The sequence below is a fragment of the Sphingobacterium sp. GQ94 genome (assembly GCF_059758715.1).
In genome coordinates, this window is the sequence record NZ_JCAXEC010000004.1 from 199203 (window position 1) to 215535 (window position 16333).

General features: G+C 36.0%; 14 protein-coding genes. 4 read left to right on the top strand and 10 right to left on the bottom strand.

Going from position 1 to position 16333, the window contains the following annotated elements; all coding sequences use genetic code 11:
- Nucleotides 1-92: 92 nt before the first annotated feature.
- The 10 genes from AC6CHH_RS05985 to AC6CHH_RS06030 form a co-directional block, all read right to left on the bottom strand.
- Entirely contained in the window at nt 93-1244 is a 1152-nt protein-coding gene (locus AC6CHH_RS05985; protein WP_498280751.1) for a relaxase/mobilization nuclease domain-containing protein, read from the bottom strand.
- The gene (locus AC6CHH_RS05990) at nt 1241-1579 is read right to left on the bottom strand and encodes a hypothetical protein (protein ID WP_498280754.1); all 339 of its coding nucleotides are present in this window, start codon (nt 1577-1579) and stop codon (nt 1241-1243) included. Before AC6CHH_RS05990 ends, AC6CHH_RS05985 begins: the two co-directional genes overlap by 4 nt.
- Nucleotides 1580-1673: 94 nt before the next feature.
- The gene (locus AC6CHH_RS05995) at nt 1674-2537 is read right to left on the bottom strand and encodes a DUF8464 domain-containing protein (protein ID WP_498280756.1); all 864 of its coding nucleotides are present in this window, start codon (nt 2535-2537) and stop codon (nt 1674-1676) included.
- A 118-nt stretch (nt 2538-2655) separates the two neighbouring features.
- Nucleotides 2656-3831, bottom strand: coding sequence for a VapE domain-containing protein (locus AC6CHH_RS06000; protein WP_498280758.1), 1176 nt, complete (start codon nt 3829-3831; stop codon nt 2656-2658).
- Nucleotides 3832-3934: 103 nt separating this feature from the next.
- Nucleotides 3935-4240 carry a helix-turn-helix transcriptional regulator gene (locus AC6CHH_RS06005; protein WP_498280760.1) on the bottom strand — a complete coding sequence of 102 codons (306 nt, stop codon included), beginning with the start codon at nt 4238-4240 and terminating at the stop codon, nt 3935-3937.
- A 108-nt stretch (nt 4241-4348) separates the two neighbouring features.
- On the bottom strand, nt 4349-5182 hold the full coding sequence (locus tag AC6CHH_RS06010; protein WP_498280762.1) for a hypothetical protein: 834 nt from the start codon (nt 5180-5182) through the stop codon (nt 4349-4351).
- 3 nt (nt 5183-5185) lie between these two features.
- Complete coding sequence (locus tag AC6CHH_RS06015; RefSeq protein WP_498280764.1) at nt 5186-6316, bottom strand: site-specific integrase; 1131 nt, start codon at nt 6314-6316, stop codon at nt 5186-5188.
- Nucleotides 6317-6478: 162 nt separating this feature from the next.
- Nucleotides 6479-7858, bottom strand: a complete 1380-nt coding sequence (gene mnmE, locus AC6CHH_RS06020; RefSeq protein WP_498280767.1) for a tRNA uridine-5-carboxymethylaminomethyl(34) synthesis GTPase MnmE — start codon at nt 7856-7858, stop codon at nt 6479-6481.
- Nucleotides 7859-8114: 256 nt separating this feature from the next.
- Entirely contained in the window at nt 8115-10037 is a 1923-nt protein-coding gene (locus AC6CHH_RS06025; RefSeq protein WP_498280772.1) for a glycoside hydrolase family 172 protein, read from the bottom strand.
- Between the two features lie 123 nt (nt 10038-10160).
- A complete protein-coding gene (locus tag AC6CHH_RS06030; protein WP_498280776.1) occupies nt 10161-11645 on the bottom strand; it encodes a glycoside hydrolase family 130 protein in 1485 nt (494 codons plus the stop codon).
- Nucleotides 11646-11836: 191 nt separating this feature from the next.
- Here AC6CHH_RS06030 and AC6CHH_RS06035 point away from each other — a divergent pair, with 191 nt between their 5' ends.
- From AC6CHH_RS06035 to AC6CHH_RS06050, 4 genes are all read left to right on the top strand, one after another.
- Nucleotides 11837-13060: a glycosyltransferase gene (locus AC6CHH_RS06035; RefSeq protein WP_498280781.1), complete on the top strand. Its 1224-nt coding sequence runs from the start codon at nt 11837-11839 to the stop codon at nt 13058-13060.
- 5 nt (nt 13061-13065) lie between these two features.
- Nucleotides 13066-14145 carry a hypothetical protein gene (locus AC6CHH_RS06040; RefSeq protein ID WP_498280787.1) on the top strand — a complete coding sequence of 360 codons (1080 nt, stop codon included), beginning with the start codon at nt 13066-13068 and terminating at the stop codon, nt 14143-14145.
- Between the two features lie 35 nt (nt 14146-14180).
- Nucleotides 14181-14387 (top strand): YwbE family protein, encoded by a 207-nt coding sequence (locus AC6CHH_RS06045; protein ID WP_498280789.1) that lies wholly within the window; start codon nt 14181-14183, stop codon nt 14385-14387.
- Nucleotides 14388-14518: 131 nt separating this feature from the next.
- Nucleotides 14519-15643: a lipid II:glycine glycyltransferase FemX gene (locus AC6CHH_RS06050; protein ID WP_498280791.1), complete on the top strand. Its 1125-nt coding sequence runs from the start codon at nt 14519-14521 to the stop codon at nt 15641-15643.
- Nucleotides 15644-16333 lie beyond the last annotated feature (690 nt).

Genomic DNA, 16333 nt, shown 5'->3' on the forward strand with positions numbered 1-16333 from the left:
AACGCCTTACTATATCATTGTAGCATTATATAATTATATAGTGTTGCAATGATATAATTATATAATGATTGCGTTATATAATTATATACTGCTTAACGCTTCAATCTTCTTTTTCTTCGCTTTTCGTCTTCATCTACCTCGTCACCGCCAATACTACTAAGTAAGCCGCTAAGACCGCTAATAACGGTACTTGCACCAGTAGAAAACTGATTAGAAACTGTTTCTTCAAGCTCTTGTTCTGTTTCTTCATTGCTATTATTTCGGTTAGGATCGGTGTGACATCGACTTTCGTATCTGTATTGAAAATCTTTCCCATTGTTTGACGTAAAACGGCTTGATTCTTCATAACGGTCACTTGAAGTTCGGCTAGCTGAGTCATTCCGACTTTTAATTCTTTGATTTCCTTGGTCAAGTAGCTCTTTAAATCGTTCTCTTGTATCACGGTTTGTTTCGCCAATTGTTTTACGGTCTCTGCTTTGTTCATAGTTTAATTTGTTTATAAGATTTGACCACTTGTATTGATTTCCCAGTTTTTGGCCTTTTGCGACAAAACCTTCAACAGAAATATAAGTGATGCCAGAAATTCGCCCAGTGCTTTCGGATTGATTAAAAATCAGATAAACTCCATTCTCTTTACACCTATTTATAAAGTCTATAGCGCTATTTGCTTTTGATAGCGCTTCTTTCACACGCTCTTGCATAAGCATTCGATCAGAAAGTTTTCCGGTACGTTGAATCATTTCTAATTCATCTTTACTGGGGGCTCGGTCTTGCGCTTCTTTGGAAGAACGCACATTTTCTAGGTCGTATTTTTGTTCTAGTTTACGACAAAGGTTCTCACTTCGCTGATAATTATTTGAATCTGAAACTACTGAACCATCATACTTGATTCTCGATGCCAAAACATGAATATGTAAATGATCAGCATCGAAATGTTGCCAGATCGCGTATGCATTGTCATTGAACCCCATCCCTGCTAAATATTCCCTACCAATTTCAGACAACTGTTTGGGATTTAATTTATCTGTTGGTGCAAAATTCAGTGACACGTGATACGCATCCCTTGTTAGGTTTGGGCGCAATTGTTGTAAAAAGCTTATTTCTTGCAAAATGCTTTGTCGGTCATATTTGAAAAAATTATGATCTAATAACTCCGCACGATCCTTCGGACTTTTAAGTTCCATCTTTTGATGATTGTAATCAAATGCTGCGACAAAACCGTGTATTTTCTGCTTAGCAATCATTGTGTCACCATTTTTTCATGAATACGATCTAGTAAATCTTTAATCTCTTGAAAAATATCAAGCTCAATTTTGCTGAGCCGTGTCTCATGTACAGCACGAACGTATTGATTGAAATTATTCGAAATACGCCTCGTTAATTGATGCGTAGATACATCAATTTTACTGATGCGATTGATTTTCAAAGAAGCGTTCATAATCAGTTCACGAATGATAACACTAGCGTTATCTTCTCTCAGCAAAAGCAGTTTGTCCAGCTTATCCTTTTCGTATTTGTTTAATGCGACCATCACATTAAATATGCGCAGTTCATCTATCTTTTTTCGTGGTCTTGCCATAGTTTCCAAATGAATGAAGTGAATTTATTTTTTCTTTGAGCAAGCGTTATCCCTTAGGGGTAACATGGCTTGCTCACCCAACAGAAATTAATACTCAATAGTTCCCTAGTAAATAATCGTTTAGATCTTTGCCTTGAAAAGTAGATCGGTAATCATAGAATTTACTTTTTTGGTTTAAAGCCGCTATTTTTAGTAAATCAGTCGCTCGATCACCAGCTTGATCATGATCAAAAAATGCTATCGTCGATTGCTTCAATGGGTGTTCTTCCAAGGTCTTTTTTAAATTGTTAACCGAATTCAGTACGCAATAATCATTACGATTTTCCTGATCGGGATAAATCATTAAAAAGCTAAGGAAGTCGAGAATACCCTCAAAGTAGATTCGGCTTTGTGCGTTTGGATTCGTAAACAAAGTAACTCCCTGTTGTGTTGCACACTTAAAACCTTTCGAAAATAAATTGTATCCACCAAGATGATTTTTTGCTCCAAGATTCCAAAACAGTTTTTCTTTTGCCTTGTACTGATAAGCTTTGAGATAATGACTTGCTAGTTGAATATTAATTCCACGATCCCTTGCCATATAATCACATAGAAGTGGATGATTTATAATTTCATCTTCGTGAAGAACTTCAAGATTATCCATTTTTGAATATTCTTTACTTTGCAAAGAGATGTGCTGTTGAAAAGAAAAAACACCTTGATTGAACTTCTTTACAACATCTCGCACTGTATATTCAGGATAGATCAATAGTACCAAATCTATCAATGTGCCACCTCTGTTATTATCTGAATAATCTACCCAAAGATTATTCGAAGAGACTTTAAGGCTCCCTGTTTCTTGGTTTGGTGTAATAAATGATTTATACATCCAATAGCCGTTAAATTTTCGTTCTGGAAAGATGCCTATCGACCCTAAAAAATTAGAGATTGGGTATTTGTTTATTTCTTTTGTATTCATTTTTCTTTTCAATAGCTGCTTTATTTTACTGTAGTCATGTAGTCAGTAGAATTATTTTAGTGACTACAATAAAAACCACTGTTTAAATTAGTTTTGATGCACTATTACTACTATGTAGTCATGTAGTCAGTAAATTCTTTAAAAAATAGACTCTGCGTGAATCAGCAATCACTTCTCCATCTGCATTGATATGATTTCTACGGTTAACTGGTTGATAACCTAATGATCGCAAAGCCTGTCCAATTTTTTTATCGTTAAATTTCAAATAGGTCTTTATTTGGAGATCGTTTAGAATTTCTGAAGACATCATAGCTATACTATGGTCATCTTCGGTACCAATAGCGTAGTATTTTTGAATCATTTCATATTCGATAGTGTGTACCTTGTACTTGTTATTGGATTTCTCATTGGATGCCATTTCATCTTTGGAGATCTCGCAATTAAAATTATTCAAATACAGATCATAAGCTTGTCCCCACACAAGATCAATATCTACCTGAGAAGAATATTTCCAATCAATATCCATCACATCAAAACAGATCCAACGCACGTTAGCATCACCTGTAAGAAATTCATACGTATCAGTTGTTCCAATAAACGAAACTCTGCGTGGTGTCATTTTAGCCTTTTTCTCAAAGGGATGACGAAGATTAACATGTAATCTAGACATATATGATTTGTAGTCTTCGAGATCTGACTTTTGCATATTGCCCAAATCATCCAGTAGACACAAAAAGTTGGAAGACATCGCAATCTCACCATCTTTAGTAAGTTTAGGATTTTCGATGTAATAGCTTGTCAACTCATCGGGTAATAAGAATCTGGTCAATGTAGATTTACCAAGGTTTTGAACGCCAGACGAAACTAATACGATTGCTTGCTTGTTAAAATAGCGATCGTCAATAGCGCATTTCACAGTTCTTACAAACCATTTCGTAGTTTGAACAATAAACCTATAACGATCTTCAGTAATGATGTGATCCAAGAAATCTTGTATATAATCCACATCAGTTCTCTGTTGTTTATATTTCTCATGGCATTTGAGAAAATAGGCCAACAATGGGTTATAGCTTTCGATTCGTGAAGATAGGAGGAACGTGATAACATCATTGGTCGATGCAGAAATACCCTTGTGATGCAAACCTATGACGAGATCATGCTCATTCACTTCTTGAAATTTAGATTGGTTTTTAGACGAATACTCTAGTGTATTCTTAACAATGTTTTTACGAAAAGAATACGATTTCTCTAACGCATCAATGACACGCAAGAGCTTTAATTTATTATCACTCATAATTTGAAATTCGACGTTTAATGAAATTGATTAACAGCTGAATTTCTTATATTTGCACTGTCAGATACAATAAGAAATTCGAATAAGGGATAGGTAGTGGTACTTATCCCTTATTTTTTGAAGTCAATTTTGATGAGTGATTGAAAGCTTGAGCCTCTATTTCGCTGGTTGACTTATGGCGATTCCCCATCAACCATGCGTCAATTGCTTTTCGACTAAAAAATAATTTTGAACCACCAGATTCCGATTTGGAGTAAGGTATTTTGGATTCGTGTACCAGCTTGTATATATAGGCAGGTTTATACCCAGTATAAAAGGCAAGGTCTTCCACATTTAAAATGTCTTTGAAACCTATCAGATACTTCTCCAATCGGTCTAACTTTTCTAAGATTAATTCGTTTTTCTCCATGATCTACTTTGTTTGTTAAGTCAAGCGAAGTAAAATGAAGTAAAGGGCTAAAAGGTTGAAAAGTAGGGGTTCCAACCTTTTTACTATGGATTCCCAACCTTTAATATATTATTTAGCAAAAATAAATTCAATCAAATTTCTGTTTTTAATATTTTCGGGAACACATTTTCTATACGACTCGGTAATGGTTTCTGCGGTAGGTTTAACATTTTTGTTTTTAAGGATTTTCAACAGACCTGTCAATGATAAATCTTTTGTTTCCTTTGCTAAGTTTTCGAATAAAACATACGTCTGAAGGTTATCCATTTTTAACTGAAATAGCGGTTCTGAAGGGAAATTTCCATTTATGAATACTTCAACAAAGCGATTACGCATCTCATTTTGCTGATTGAGATCTTCGTAAGATAAAAAATCATAATTTATTAAGCCATCAAAGATGTTGTGTAGTTTATCAATACTTGCATAGGATGTGAAATCTGAGGTATAACGTCGTGCAATTTTTTGAACCTTTGGCAAATACAAGCTTTCGAAGGATTTATTTAATGTTTTAAATAAAAGGAATAAGACAATTAAAAATAAAGAAATTAGAAAAAGAACATAGAAATGATTTGGAATTATGCTCATCTCATCACTAATATCCGCGTCATTAAAAGGTTTTAATGACAATAATATCGCTAGTAAAACAGGTATCAACATTGAGAAAATGAATACTCTAGGACGATCTACTATTGCTTGAAAATTACTTTTACCATTCAACATATAGGAAGCGTACCAAACAAAGCACTTTCTTAAAAACAAAATGGATATGAAACATAATAGTATTTTTAGAATAGGTACAACTACCGCTAAATAACTATTTAAAGAGTAATGCAAAATGGAAAAATAGCTAAATAGCCCTAATAGGAATAAACAAACAGTTAAAACAATTGTATCTTTCTTCATGATTTAAAAATTAAGTTCAGGTATTATGTGAGCAGATTCACGCATCTTGGCATCAGCAATCTTGGCATAAATGGCCGTTGTTTTTATAACCTTATGTCCTAAGCGTTTTTGGACGGTGTACAAATCAGCTCCATTCTCCAATAACAAAACAGCGTTTGTATGACGTCCCGAATGAAATGTTATATGACGCATAATTCCAGCGTTTAGGACCCATTTGGCTAATTCATTATTATAAGTCATTCCATATTTTAACCCTTTAAAAACTCTCTCCGTAGGATTACCCCGATCTCCGAGAAGATCTACGGTCTGTTTGGATACATAAAGGTATTCTACACCATCTGTTTTCTGTTGCCTGAAATTTATACGATAAACCCCATTACCTTCTTCACGAACCTCTGACCAAATTAGCTTATTGCAATCAGACCACCGAAGTCCAGAAAGGCATGAAAACAGAAATGCGTTCTTTAGAACAGGATATTTGCAGTCAGTAATAATTAGTTTTTGGAGTTCTTCAAATGTTAAGTATTCCCTTTGGGATTCTCCTTGCTCGAAGCTCTTTAGTTTTTGAGCAAGATTTACCGTTAAGTACCCATCATTAAAGGCACTTTTTAGACAAGCTTTAAACTTATTGAAGTAGGTGTATTTTGAATTTGTAGAAAGTGGCAGATTACTTTTAGTTCGAGCATCACGATCAAAATAGGTACGCACCATTTTACAAAAATCTTCTGTTACCTCATCAAAAATTAAGTTAGGACTTATGATCTTAACTAAGTGAGATTGTACAGATGTCCAGACACCATAATTCTTTTCCGATTTGATATGGTCACTGGCTTTCTCTTTAAAATAATCTAGAAAAGGTCTTTTTGCTTTAATATTATTTTTAAGACCATACTTACCTTGAGCATAATCTGCCTTACGGATAGCTAGGATACTTTCGGCGAGTACTAGATTTTCCTTATTATTTTTCTTTTCACCAGCTAGTTTTGGTTTGTCAAATTGGTAGAGCTTCAAATATTCAAAATCCCTAAGATGAGTGCGTTTTCCATCATCACCCACTTTCATGCCTTTATAAAATTCTATATAAAGACTAATCATTCCGCTCTTCAGCTTCTTCTCTTTTAGTGTTATTTTCATTTGACTATATTCAAGGTGTACATTGCTACACCTCCAAACTTTCCAAGGTGTAGCAAATAGTCAACGAATATAGTAATAAAGTAATTTAAAGAAAAACCGAATCCATCATAAATGATTGATAGTCAAAGAAAAGAACACAAAGTAAACTAAAGAAAAACAGATTTACTTCCCGATACAAAACTTACTAAATATATTCTCCAACAAATCATCAGTAGTTACGGTACCGGTGATTTCCCCAAGATAATGAAGAGCCTGGCGGATATCTAGGGCTAAGAAATCTGATGTTACAGGATTATCTATTCCATACAAGACTTTTTCTAAAGACATTTGGGTGTTTTGCAAGGCTTCAACATGACGAATATTGGTCACCATCACGTCATTCGTATTTACGTTTGATAGATTAACTTGATTTAGTAATTCATCTTTAAGTTCTTCAATTCCTATTTGATGCTTAGCAGATATATATATTGGGTTTAGAATTCCGAATTCTTGTTTTTGTTTTTCATCAATCAGATCACTTTTGTTGATGATCGTTACAAATGGAATATTTAGGATTTCAACTTCTTTTATTTGCTCCTGTACAGCAGCTATATTTTCATTTATTGGATCGAATAAATAAATAATTAAACGAGCCAGTTTCATTTTCTCACGCGTACGCTCTACTCCAATTGCTTCTACCACATCTTCGGTATAGCGAATACCTGCGGTATCGATGAAACGGAAAGTGACTCCATTGATGTTGATTTCATCTTCTATGGTATCTCTTGTTGTTCCTGCAATTTCAGAAACAATAGCACGTTCTTCATTTAAAAGAGCATTGAGCAGTGTAGATTTCCCTACATTTGGTTTTCCTGCTATCACAACTGGGACTCCATTTTTTAACACGTTGCCTTGTTCAAAGGACTGCACCAGCTTATTGATTACGGATAGGATTTGTTGGATCAATGATTTTAATTGTTCACGGTTTGCAAATTCCACATCTTCCTCGGAAAAATCTAATTCAAGCTCTATTAGGGAGGCAAAATTCACCAAGTCTTCGCGAAGCTTTTTGAGCTGATTGGAAAAGCCACCACGCATTTGCTGCATGGCAATTTGATGAGAAGCAGCAGAGTTTGAGGCTATCAAGTCAGCTACAGCTTCGGCTTGCGAAAGATCCATTCCTCCATTTATAAATGCGCGGAGTGTAAATTCACCAGCACGAGCCGCCCTCGCTCCTTTTTTGATGAACAAATTAATTACACGTTCAATTATAAATTTGGAATTATGGGTAGAAATTTCCACAACATTTTCCTTCGTATACGAATTGGGCCCAATAAATATGGTTACCAATACTTCATCTATAATACTCTCTTGGTCTCTTAAGGTTCCAAAATGTACCGTGTGTGAATCCTGTTTAGTTAAATCTTTCCCTTTAAAAACCTCATTCACCAATTCAATTGCATTATTTCCTGACAAACGAATAACCGCAATAGCGCCGTTTACTCCTGGTGATGTGGCCAGAGCAATAATGGTATCTTGTGAAATCAAACCTGTTTTTGACATAGGACAAAGGTAAGAAATAGTGGGATTAAATGATAGTTGATTTTCATTCGAACTGTTCAAAGAAAACAATTCAATAAGCTCAAACAAACCCATGACCCTTGCCGAGCAGCACAGCAAAATTAATCATGAATAGTATCCGGACTATTTAAGTTTCATCAATCTCACTATATCATCGAATAGCTCATTATCCAATTGAGGCTGCTTATGATTATCCTAGTGAAGTTATCTTTCAAAAGAGTCGTTTCCTGTTACCAGATTATTTCGTTTTTGATAATACCAGAACATCAAACTTAAAGTTAACTTTCCGATCTGAAGTAAAATTAACGTTCAAAGGGGTTTTGTTTTCATCAACAACAATTTCTCCTAGATATAAAAATTCTTTACCCAGTTTTTCTTTATTTGCTTTATCTAGCTGATTTGCATTGGCAGAAATCTGCAAGCTTTTGGGCTTGGGTGTTTCATTTCTTACATAAACAGCATACTTTCCAACAGGAACATCTTCTACATCTATGCTCATGCGAGCGCTCTTACCATCAAATCCTTCCCTAGTCATGTCTCCTTGGTAAGTCAGATAATCCATTAGCCGTGGGTAAAAAGAGTATTGATCTGGATCTTCGAATTTCATGTTCTGCGGACTTAGTTCGGTGGATTCAATCAAAGGCTTTTCGGCATAATAAAAAGCAATGGATGAATAATCTACTGCCCGGTTATTATTCACCGGACCGTGTTCGATGCCGTGATAAAACTCCTTACTAAAGGGCATTTTATCGGAAAGAAAAAAGCGGTAAGCTGCTGTTCTACCCTGAGGCAATGAATAATAAAGACAGCCATGTAACTGAGCTGATATAGGTTCTACCCAACCTGCTGGTTGTGCGTACCATCCACCATTGAAGTAATCTTCCGAACCGGTACCATGAACGGTCATCAATCCGTCGACATTTGTGCTATCATCCCCCTCAAAGAATTCGGTAAAATTAATAAAATCAGTCGCCTGGCATTGCAGGATGGTTCCAACATAATGCCCCTTTCCTGTCACTTTTAAAAGATCATAGTAAGATCCCAAAGCAGGTTCTTCTCGTTTCCAATAAGCGTAAAATTTTCCTTCTTTGCCTTGATCTCTTTTTTGGTCGCTATACATAATTTTCGATCGAATTTTAAGCGAAGCACTTGATTGTTCTTTGCTTAAAGATACAAGCTCAATTTTTGCTTTCTGATCAAAAGGCATGGGGAAATAAGAATATAACTTATTTCCTCTATTAACGCCTAACAGCAGACTATGCATAGATTCTTTACCAAAGGAATAGCCAAAAAACTCTGCAACGGGAGCAAATACTGCAGGGAAGGAATCATTATCCCAGGTAATCTTAAGGGCAATATCACGCAGGTTTCCCTGAAATAAATCAGCATCATCCAGCTCAATTCCTAATATCCTACCACCTGAATCAATTTCGGCTAAGGTGATCGAACCACCCGGTGTTAAAGCAGAAGTTTTTCCGATCACAGTGTGGGCGTCACCATATAAACTAGCCACCGAATGATTCCCATAATTCCAAACCTGCACCGCTTTATTAAGCGCATCGTCTTGCTGCTTTGAGAGGTCTTTTGTAAACGTGATTACTTTTGCCGAGTCCGGTAATTCTCGATATTGAAACTGATGAAACAATATTTTTTCTGAGCGGGCGACAATCTTCAAACCCTTTTGGTAAGCTAGGGGTAAATAGCTGTAGTACCCTCCTACTTTTTGACCAACTATAGGCTGGATAAAAGGATACACTTTCCCCGTGAATAAATCAGCAAATCGTATTGACAAACTGGGTTTCTTTTCCTGATCAAAATAAAAATCTAAGGTATCATTAGTCGGCGTAGGCGTCCAGATACGCTCTAAAACGCCCTTCCCTTTTTGATCAAATAAAACCAAATCTCCATTATCCTCTTTGTACAAAAAAGAGTGAGTTCCTTCAAATCCATCATTATTTCCAAAAGTACGGTCGTAAGAGGATTCTTGTTTGACGATACTTCCAGATTCGTATAGCGGAAGAATTGATACATCGGACAGTTTTTTTATTTCCGAACTCAAGCTAACTTCTTGGGGAGTGTTCTTAGAAACTTGTGCAGATGCAGAAAACATGAAACAAACTATAAGTACATAAAAGAAGGCAATGCGTTTAATTTCAAACATAACTTAGGGGTTTATAAATCAATTAAATTTAGGGATAATGTATCAAAAATCACTCATTCTTTCTTTCATCTACTGGTAGATGAAGGAAAGAATGAATAGAGATAATTTTGAATGACATTTTATTTAGACAGGTTTTTCCTTTTCTGAAGGCAACAGCTCTTCCAATAATTCCTCCAGTGGAATCGTCGCATAAGTCGATTCGTGATCGGAAAATCCATATGGAATAATCAGATGGCCCTCATGTATAATTTGTCCACAAGAATAAACGACATTTGGAACATATCCATTCCTTTCTTCATGGGTAGGGTACATCATCGGTTCCTTGAGCTTTCCAAGAACTATTGTTGGATCATGAAGATCCAATAGTAAAGCGCCCAATGTATATTCCCGCATCGGTCCAACCGAATGTAAAATAACCAACCATCCTCGATCTGTTTCTATCGGAGAACCACAATTCCCCATCTGCACAAATTCCCAAGGGAATTCTGGCTCAGTTAGTAAGATAATTTCCTCTTGCCAATTATGGATATGATCTGAAAAAGTGATGAAATTATTCTCGCCATCTATTCGACAAATCATGGCATACTTACCATTAATTTTCCTCGGAAAAATTGCGGAGCCTTTATTCATGACCTTCCCATTTATGGGTTGAATCTTAAAGTTTACAAAATTTTTGGTCGATAATAATTTTGGTAAAATGGAAAACCCATCATACGCTGTATAGGTTGCATAATAGATGACTTTTCCAGCGTTACTGATAAACCTGACAAACCGGGCATCTTCAATACCATTTTTTTCCGTATCACTCACCGGGAAAATCACCCGTTCGGAAATCGCGGTATCCAAGGAATAGGTAACCTCATAATGGGAGGAGGCTAACCACATGATTTGTTGCATGAGGATTAATCCATCAAGGTCAAGTTTATTTTCTGTTTTGATTTCCTTTACATATCGGTTCAATTCATCATAGGTGAAATATTCCTGGAGTTTATCTTGAACTAAGATAATCACATCTTCTTTGGGTTGATGCAACTGAAGAAGTTTTTCTATAAATTCCGTTTTCTTATACCGGTGACTCTTAACATGCTTTGGCTTGTCCAATAGATTACCAATCTCTTCAAGCTTAATTTCCATGTTTTCATCAATTATAGCCGAACGAAAAACAATGGAAGAAATATGTCCCTCACCAACAGCCCTAAAACTAAAAATCAACCGCTTTTCCTTTGGACCCAATTGCGTTTGATCTGGTGAAAGAACGATAGAAGGATTAAAAAAGGCTGCAGCTTCAATGGAGTATTCCATCGTAAAATAAGCGCCAATAATTAATTTTGTACGCTCAGTCAGATTTGACTTATCAATATTCATTTTTTTAAGAAGATTCTCCTTAAAACTGAAATTTCGCTCTAGGATCGTGATTACACTGCGATGACGTTTTGCATAATTACGCAAAATTTGATTCAAAACATCGATCTGCTGAGTATCATCAAGTGATAAGACGCGGTTAATTATTTTTATTGATCTCTCCTCTCCCAAATCAAACCTTCGTGCTAATACGCGATCCAGATAAGGGCGAAAAAATATATCTTTTCTGATTAATGTGATGGCCATATTATGAAATACACAAATTTTAAATAATTGTTTAGATTTTAAAAGATTTTTATGGACTTAAAAACGCTAGATTAGCGAGATATGGATTAACAATATAGTATAAATTTTCAGAACAGTAGAACTATCTCCGAGTTTAACTGTTACTTAAGTACAAAAACAACGAACATCTCTGCAAAACGTTTAATCAAAAAATGAAGACTATAATTATTGGCACATATGTTCCAAAAAGATGTGGAATAGCCACCTTTACAAATGATTTCTACAAATCGTTACTTAAAAACTCAAAGGATTCATTCGATATTTTGGCCATCTCGGATGGTTTAGAGCCGCATTATCCCTTGGAAGTAAAACGAATAATTAATCAATCCAAATTAATCGATTATATCAAGGCCGCCCATTGGATTAATCACAACTACGACCTTTGTATCATTCAACATGAGTTTGGAATATTTGCAGGGGATGCTGGCGGATTTATTAATGAGCTCGTAGAAGTCCTAAACATTCCACTTATTACGAATCTTCACACCATTCTTGATAATCCTTCTGAGCAGCAAAGAAAAAATATACTCCATTTGGCAGCGAAAAGTAGCAAGATTACGGTGATGACCAAGAAAGCTATTCAGATCTTAAAGCATACCTATCAGATTAACCCTACTAAAATAGCCTACATTCCACATGGAGTCCCGGAATTTCCATTAACGCAGATTCAAGCAAAACAGAAATTAGGTTTAGGTACCAAAAAAATACTTTTGAGTTTTGGATTTTTAGGAAGGAACAAAGGATACGAAACAGCGATAGAAGCTGTCTCGATGGTTAATAATAAAGATTTTATTTACATCATCTTAGGCACTACCCATCCCAATGTCTTTAAGCAAGAGGGTGAGAGCTACAGAAATGATTTAGTCCGACATGTGGATAAACTGGAAGCCAATCAAAAAGTAGTGTTCATCAATCAATTTGCTCAAGATGACCTTTTACAAACCTATCTGAGTGCTTGCGATATGTATATTAGTCCATACCCCAATGCAAATCAGGTCAGCAGTGGAACCTTGGCTTTTGCCATGGGAGCTGGAGCCGCTATTTTATCAACTCCATATTGGTATGCAGTAGACTTGTTGTCAAATGGTCGTGGCATTTTATTTGATTTTAAAGATTCCTCATCTTTAGCCAAAAACATTCAAGAGTTATTGGATAATCCTCAGAAATTAGCACAGTACAGGAGCAGCGCCCTTGAATTAGGAAGCACCATGACCTGGCGAACTCTAGGGATAAAACATCTCAAGCTAATTAAAACAGTATACTTAGAGAATACATCCAATCAAAAATTGACAGATTTGACATGGAAAAATAAGATAATCAGCCTAAATATAGGCAAAACAAAAGGGACCAAAAACATGGTCGATCCAAATTCATAACCTCAATGTATTCCAAAACAACAAGTGAAAAAATTAATGCCATTCTTTTACGTATTCCCCAAGCTGATCTGCATCATGTTAAACAACTCACCACTCCCTTTGGAATTGTGCAACATGCTAAATTTAGCACACCAAATTATCATCATGGCTTTTGTTTAGATGACAATTGTCGGGCACTTTTGCTTTTAACAAAATCTGTAAATCAACCCCCAACCCAAGAACAACGGGTGTTAATTAGCACCTACCTATCGTTTCTGTATTACATGCAGCAGGATGATGGAAGCTTCATGAATTTTATCACATTTGATTACCAGTACCCTGAAAAAAGAGGCTCTCCGGATAGCTATGGTCGGACCATGTGGGCGCTTGGTGTATTGCTAGAAAATAAACATTTAGGTGAATTCCATGCCATCGCCAAAGAAATGTTTGATAAAGCTTTTGAGCACGCATCAGCATTAACCTCCTTACGGGCTATCGCTTATACCATGCTTGGTTTTCAAGCCTATTTTCCAATCCTGCGAGAGAATAAAGCCAAGTTATTAGTATACCAAAAAATTTCTGAATTTATGGTCCAGCAATATCAAGGTTGTGCTAGAAAAGATTGGCATTGGTTTGAGGAAATCATTGCCTACGATAACGCCATTCTTCCTTGCGCTTTACTGGGTGCCTCAAGGTGTTTTGTAAGTGATGAAATGAAAAATATTGCCCTCGAAGCTTTTTCTTTTTTGGATAAAATTTTGTTTCGCAAAGAACAGTTATCCATTATAGGAAATGAATTGTGGTATAAAAAGGATGGGGTAATTGGAGAATATGGTCAACAACCCATTGAAGTTTATTCCATTCTCATGTTATATCAAAGGATGTATACTGAAAGCGGGTTAGAACTATACTTAGAGAGAAAACATCAAGCATTTTTGTGGTTTTTCGGCGAGAATGACCAGAAAGTACAATTATACGATCCTATAACCAAAGGATGCTGTGACGGACTCGAGGAATATGGGGCTAATAGGAACCAAGGTGCAGAAAGCACACTTTGCTTTTGGTTAAGTTATCTAGAGATATATTCCCCGCAGGTTTCAAAATAATGAATAATACTTTACCTTTGAAAAAAGTATAAGGTATGTCAAACCCCAACAATAGAGCAGATATCAAAGCTGGCTTACTTGTCAATATTATTCTCAAGAAAGATCAACGCAGTGGAAATTTAACCGAAGGAATTGTCAAAGACATTCTTACCTCATCTCCCATGCATTCTCGTGGAATTAAAGTTAGACTTACCGATGGTCAGGTGGGAAGAGTCGCAGAAATCATTGAGGATGATTTTTAAGTTTAACTTGAATATGACAAACGTATGCTCTCTAAACAAACATATTGATTAATTTTGCGGTTTTGGACTCAAAAAAAGCAAGCCTGGCTTGCTTTTTCAGTAGGTAGTCCCTGGGAACTGAAAGATTCATTATGATTGCAGAATTAGTAGACAAAGACCACAAAGAAATATACAAGACATCAATTATCCAACAAACCGCTTATTGGTCGGAAGTAAAAAAACGACAAGGGTACCAGTCCAAAGCTTTTAATTTTAGCGTTAGGAAATCGGACTTATTTACCCATACTCAGGATGAGAGTTTCTTTGTTGGGGATATATTAATTATCGTACAAAGATTGGATAAAGATCACTGCATCGCATATGTACCTTATGGTCCTGAAATTGAACCTTCAGAAGAAAATCAAGGCTATTTTTTAGAACAACTATCAGAGAGCCTACGCTCCCATTTACCCGCTAATTGCATCTTAATACGCTATGATCTCTCTTGGGAATCCCATTGGGCTAAGGATGATGATTGTTATGATATTCATGGAAACTGGATTGGCGTTCCAGAAAAAAGAATCCAAGAAATCCGCTTAAATTACAATACACAGAACTGGAACCTAAGAAAAGCCAACACAGACATTCTTCCCTCCAACACAATCTTTATGGATTTAAGAAAGGGAGATGACAAGCTGCTAGCGAACATGAAACCAAAAACGAGGTATAACATTAATTTATCTACTAGGAAAGGAGTAAAAATTAGATCTTTGGGCCTTGAAAGCTTAGCGATTTGGTATGAGTTATACCGGCAAACCGCAGCTAGAAATCATTTCTTTTTACATGATATTTCTTACTTTAAAATAGTCTTAACGGCGCGCGCAACAGATACGCTGTCCCCTGCCAAGGTCTTTCTTTTGGTGGCCGAGGTGGACCAAACACCTCTGGCGGCTATGTTTCTGGTCTTGAGCGCAAAACGCGGAACCTATCTTTATGGCGCCTCGGCAACGGAGAACAGAAATTACATGGCCACCTATTCATTACAGTGGAGGGCTATGCAGCTCGCCAAAGAAAATGGTTGTACAGAATATGATTTTTTCGGAGTTTCACCAGGTGCAGATCCATCGCATCCTATGCATGGATTATACCGATTTAAATCTGGATTTGGAGGAGAAATTTTCCGCAGAATGGGATGTTGGGATTATCCACTCAATAAAGAAAAATATGCTATTTATTCTTCCATGGAATTCAAGAACCAAAGCTATCACTTAAGTTAACATGCTCTTATAGACTCTTCGATACTATTTATCGCATGAGAGGGTTATTAATTTTGTACTCGAGTGAGTGTACCCATGGCTCCCTTGGGCTGTGTTATGGCATTAACTAGGATCATTTAGTATTGTGCTAACTCTTGTTATTGAACTCCCTAGGGTAATGCAATCTGTACTGCTGGCGCCTTGCTATAGGGTGAATCTATAAGGAAGCTTATCCCCCGCCGGCAATAAAACCTCTATTTTATGATCACTTGGTTTCATCAAGTGAAGTTCAATTCAATATCATGGAAAAAGGACCTAGATGCTAGCTTAACAACCATTTCTACATTCTCCATCTGGATTGCTTGGTGGTGAATAACATTCCCTATTTCCCTTTTGACTAAAGGGAGGATTCATAAATTTAGATCTATGCCACAATTGTATTGAATCCATATCGATCCGTAAATCGATCTTAAATTTAATAAAACCAGGTCCTAGACTTCAAATATTTCTAAAATTCAGCAGAAGATAATAATTTATAAGCTGAATAACAGTCATTTACAACAAAATGAAGCCACATTCAACAAAATTCAACAAAACAAAGACATGAAAAGGTTAAGATATCAGTTTTTAACTGGTAGTTGTTGGTTTATGACATGAATTGCAGTAAAAAAATATAACAAATATGATACAATTAAATATTTTATAAGCTAA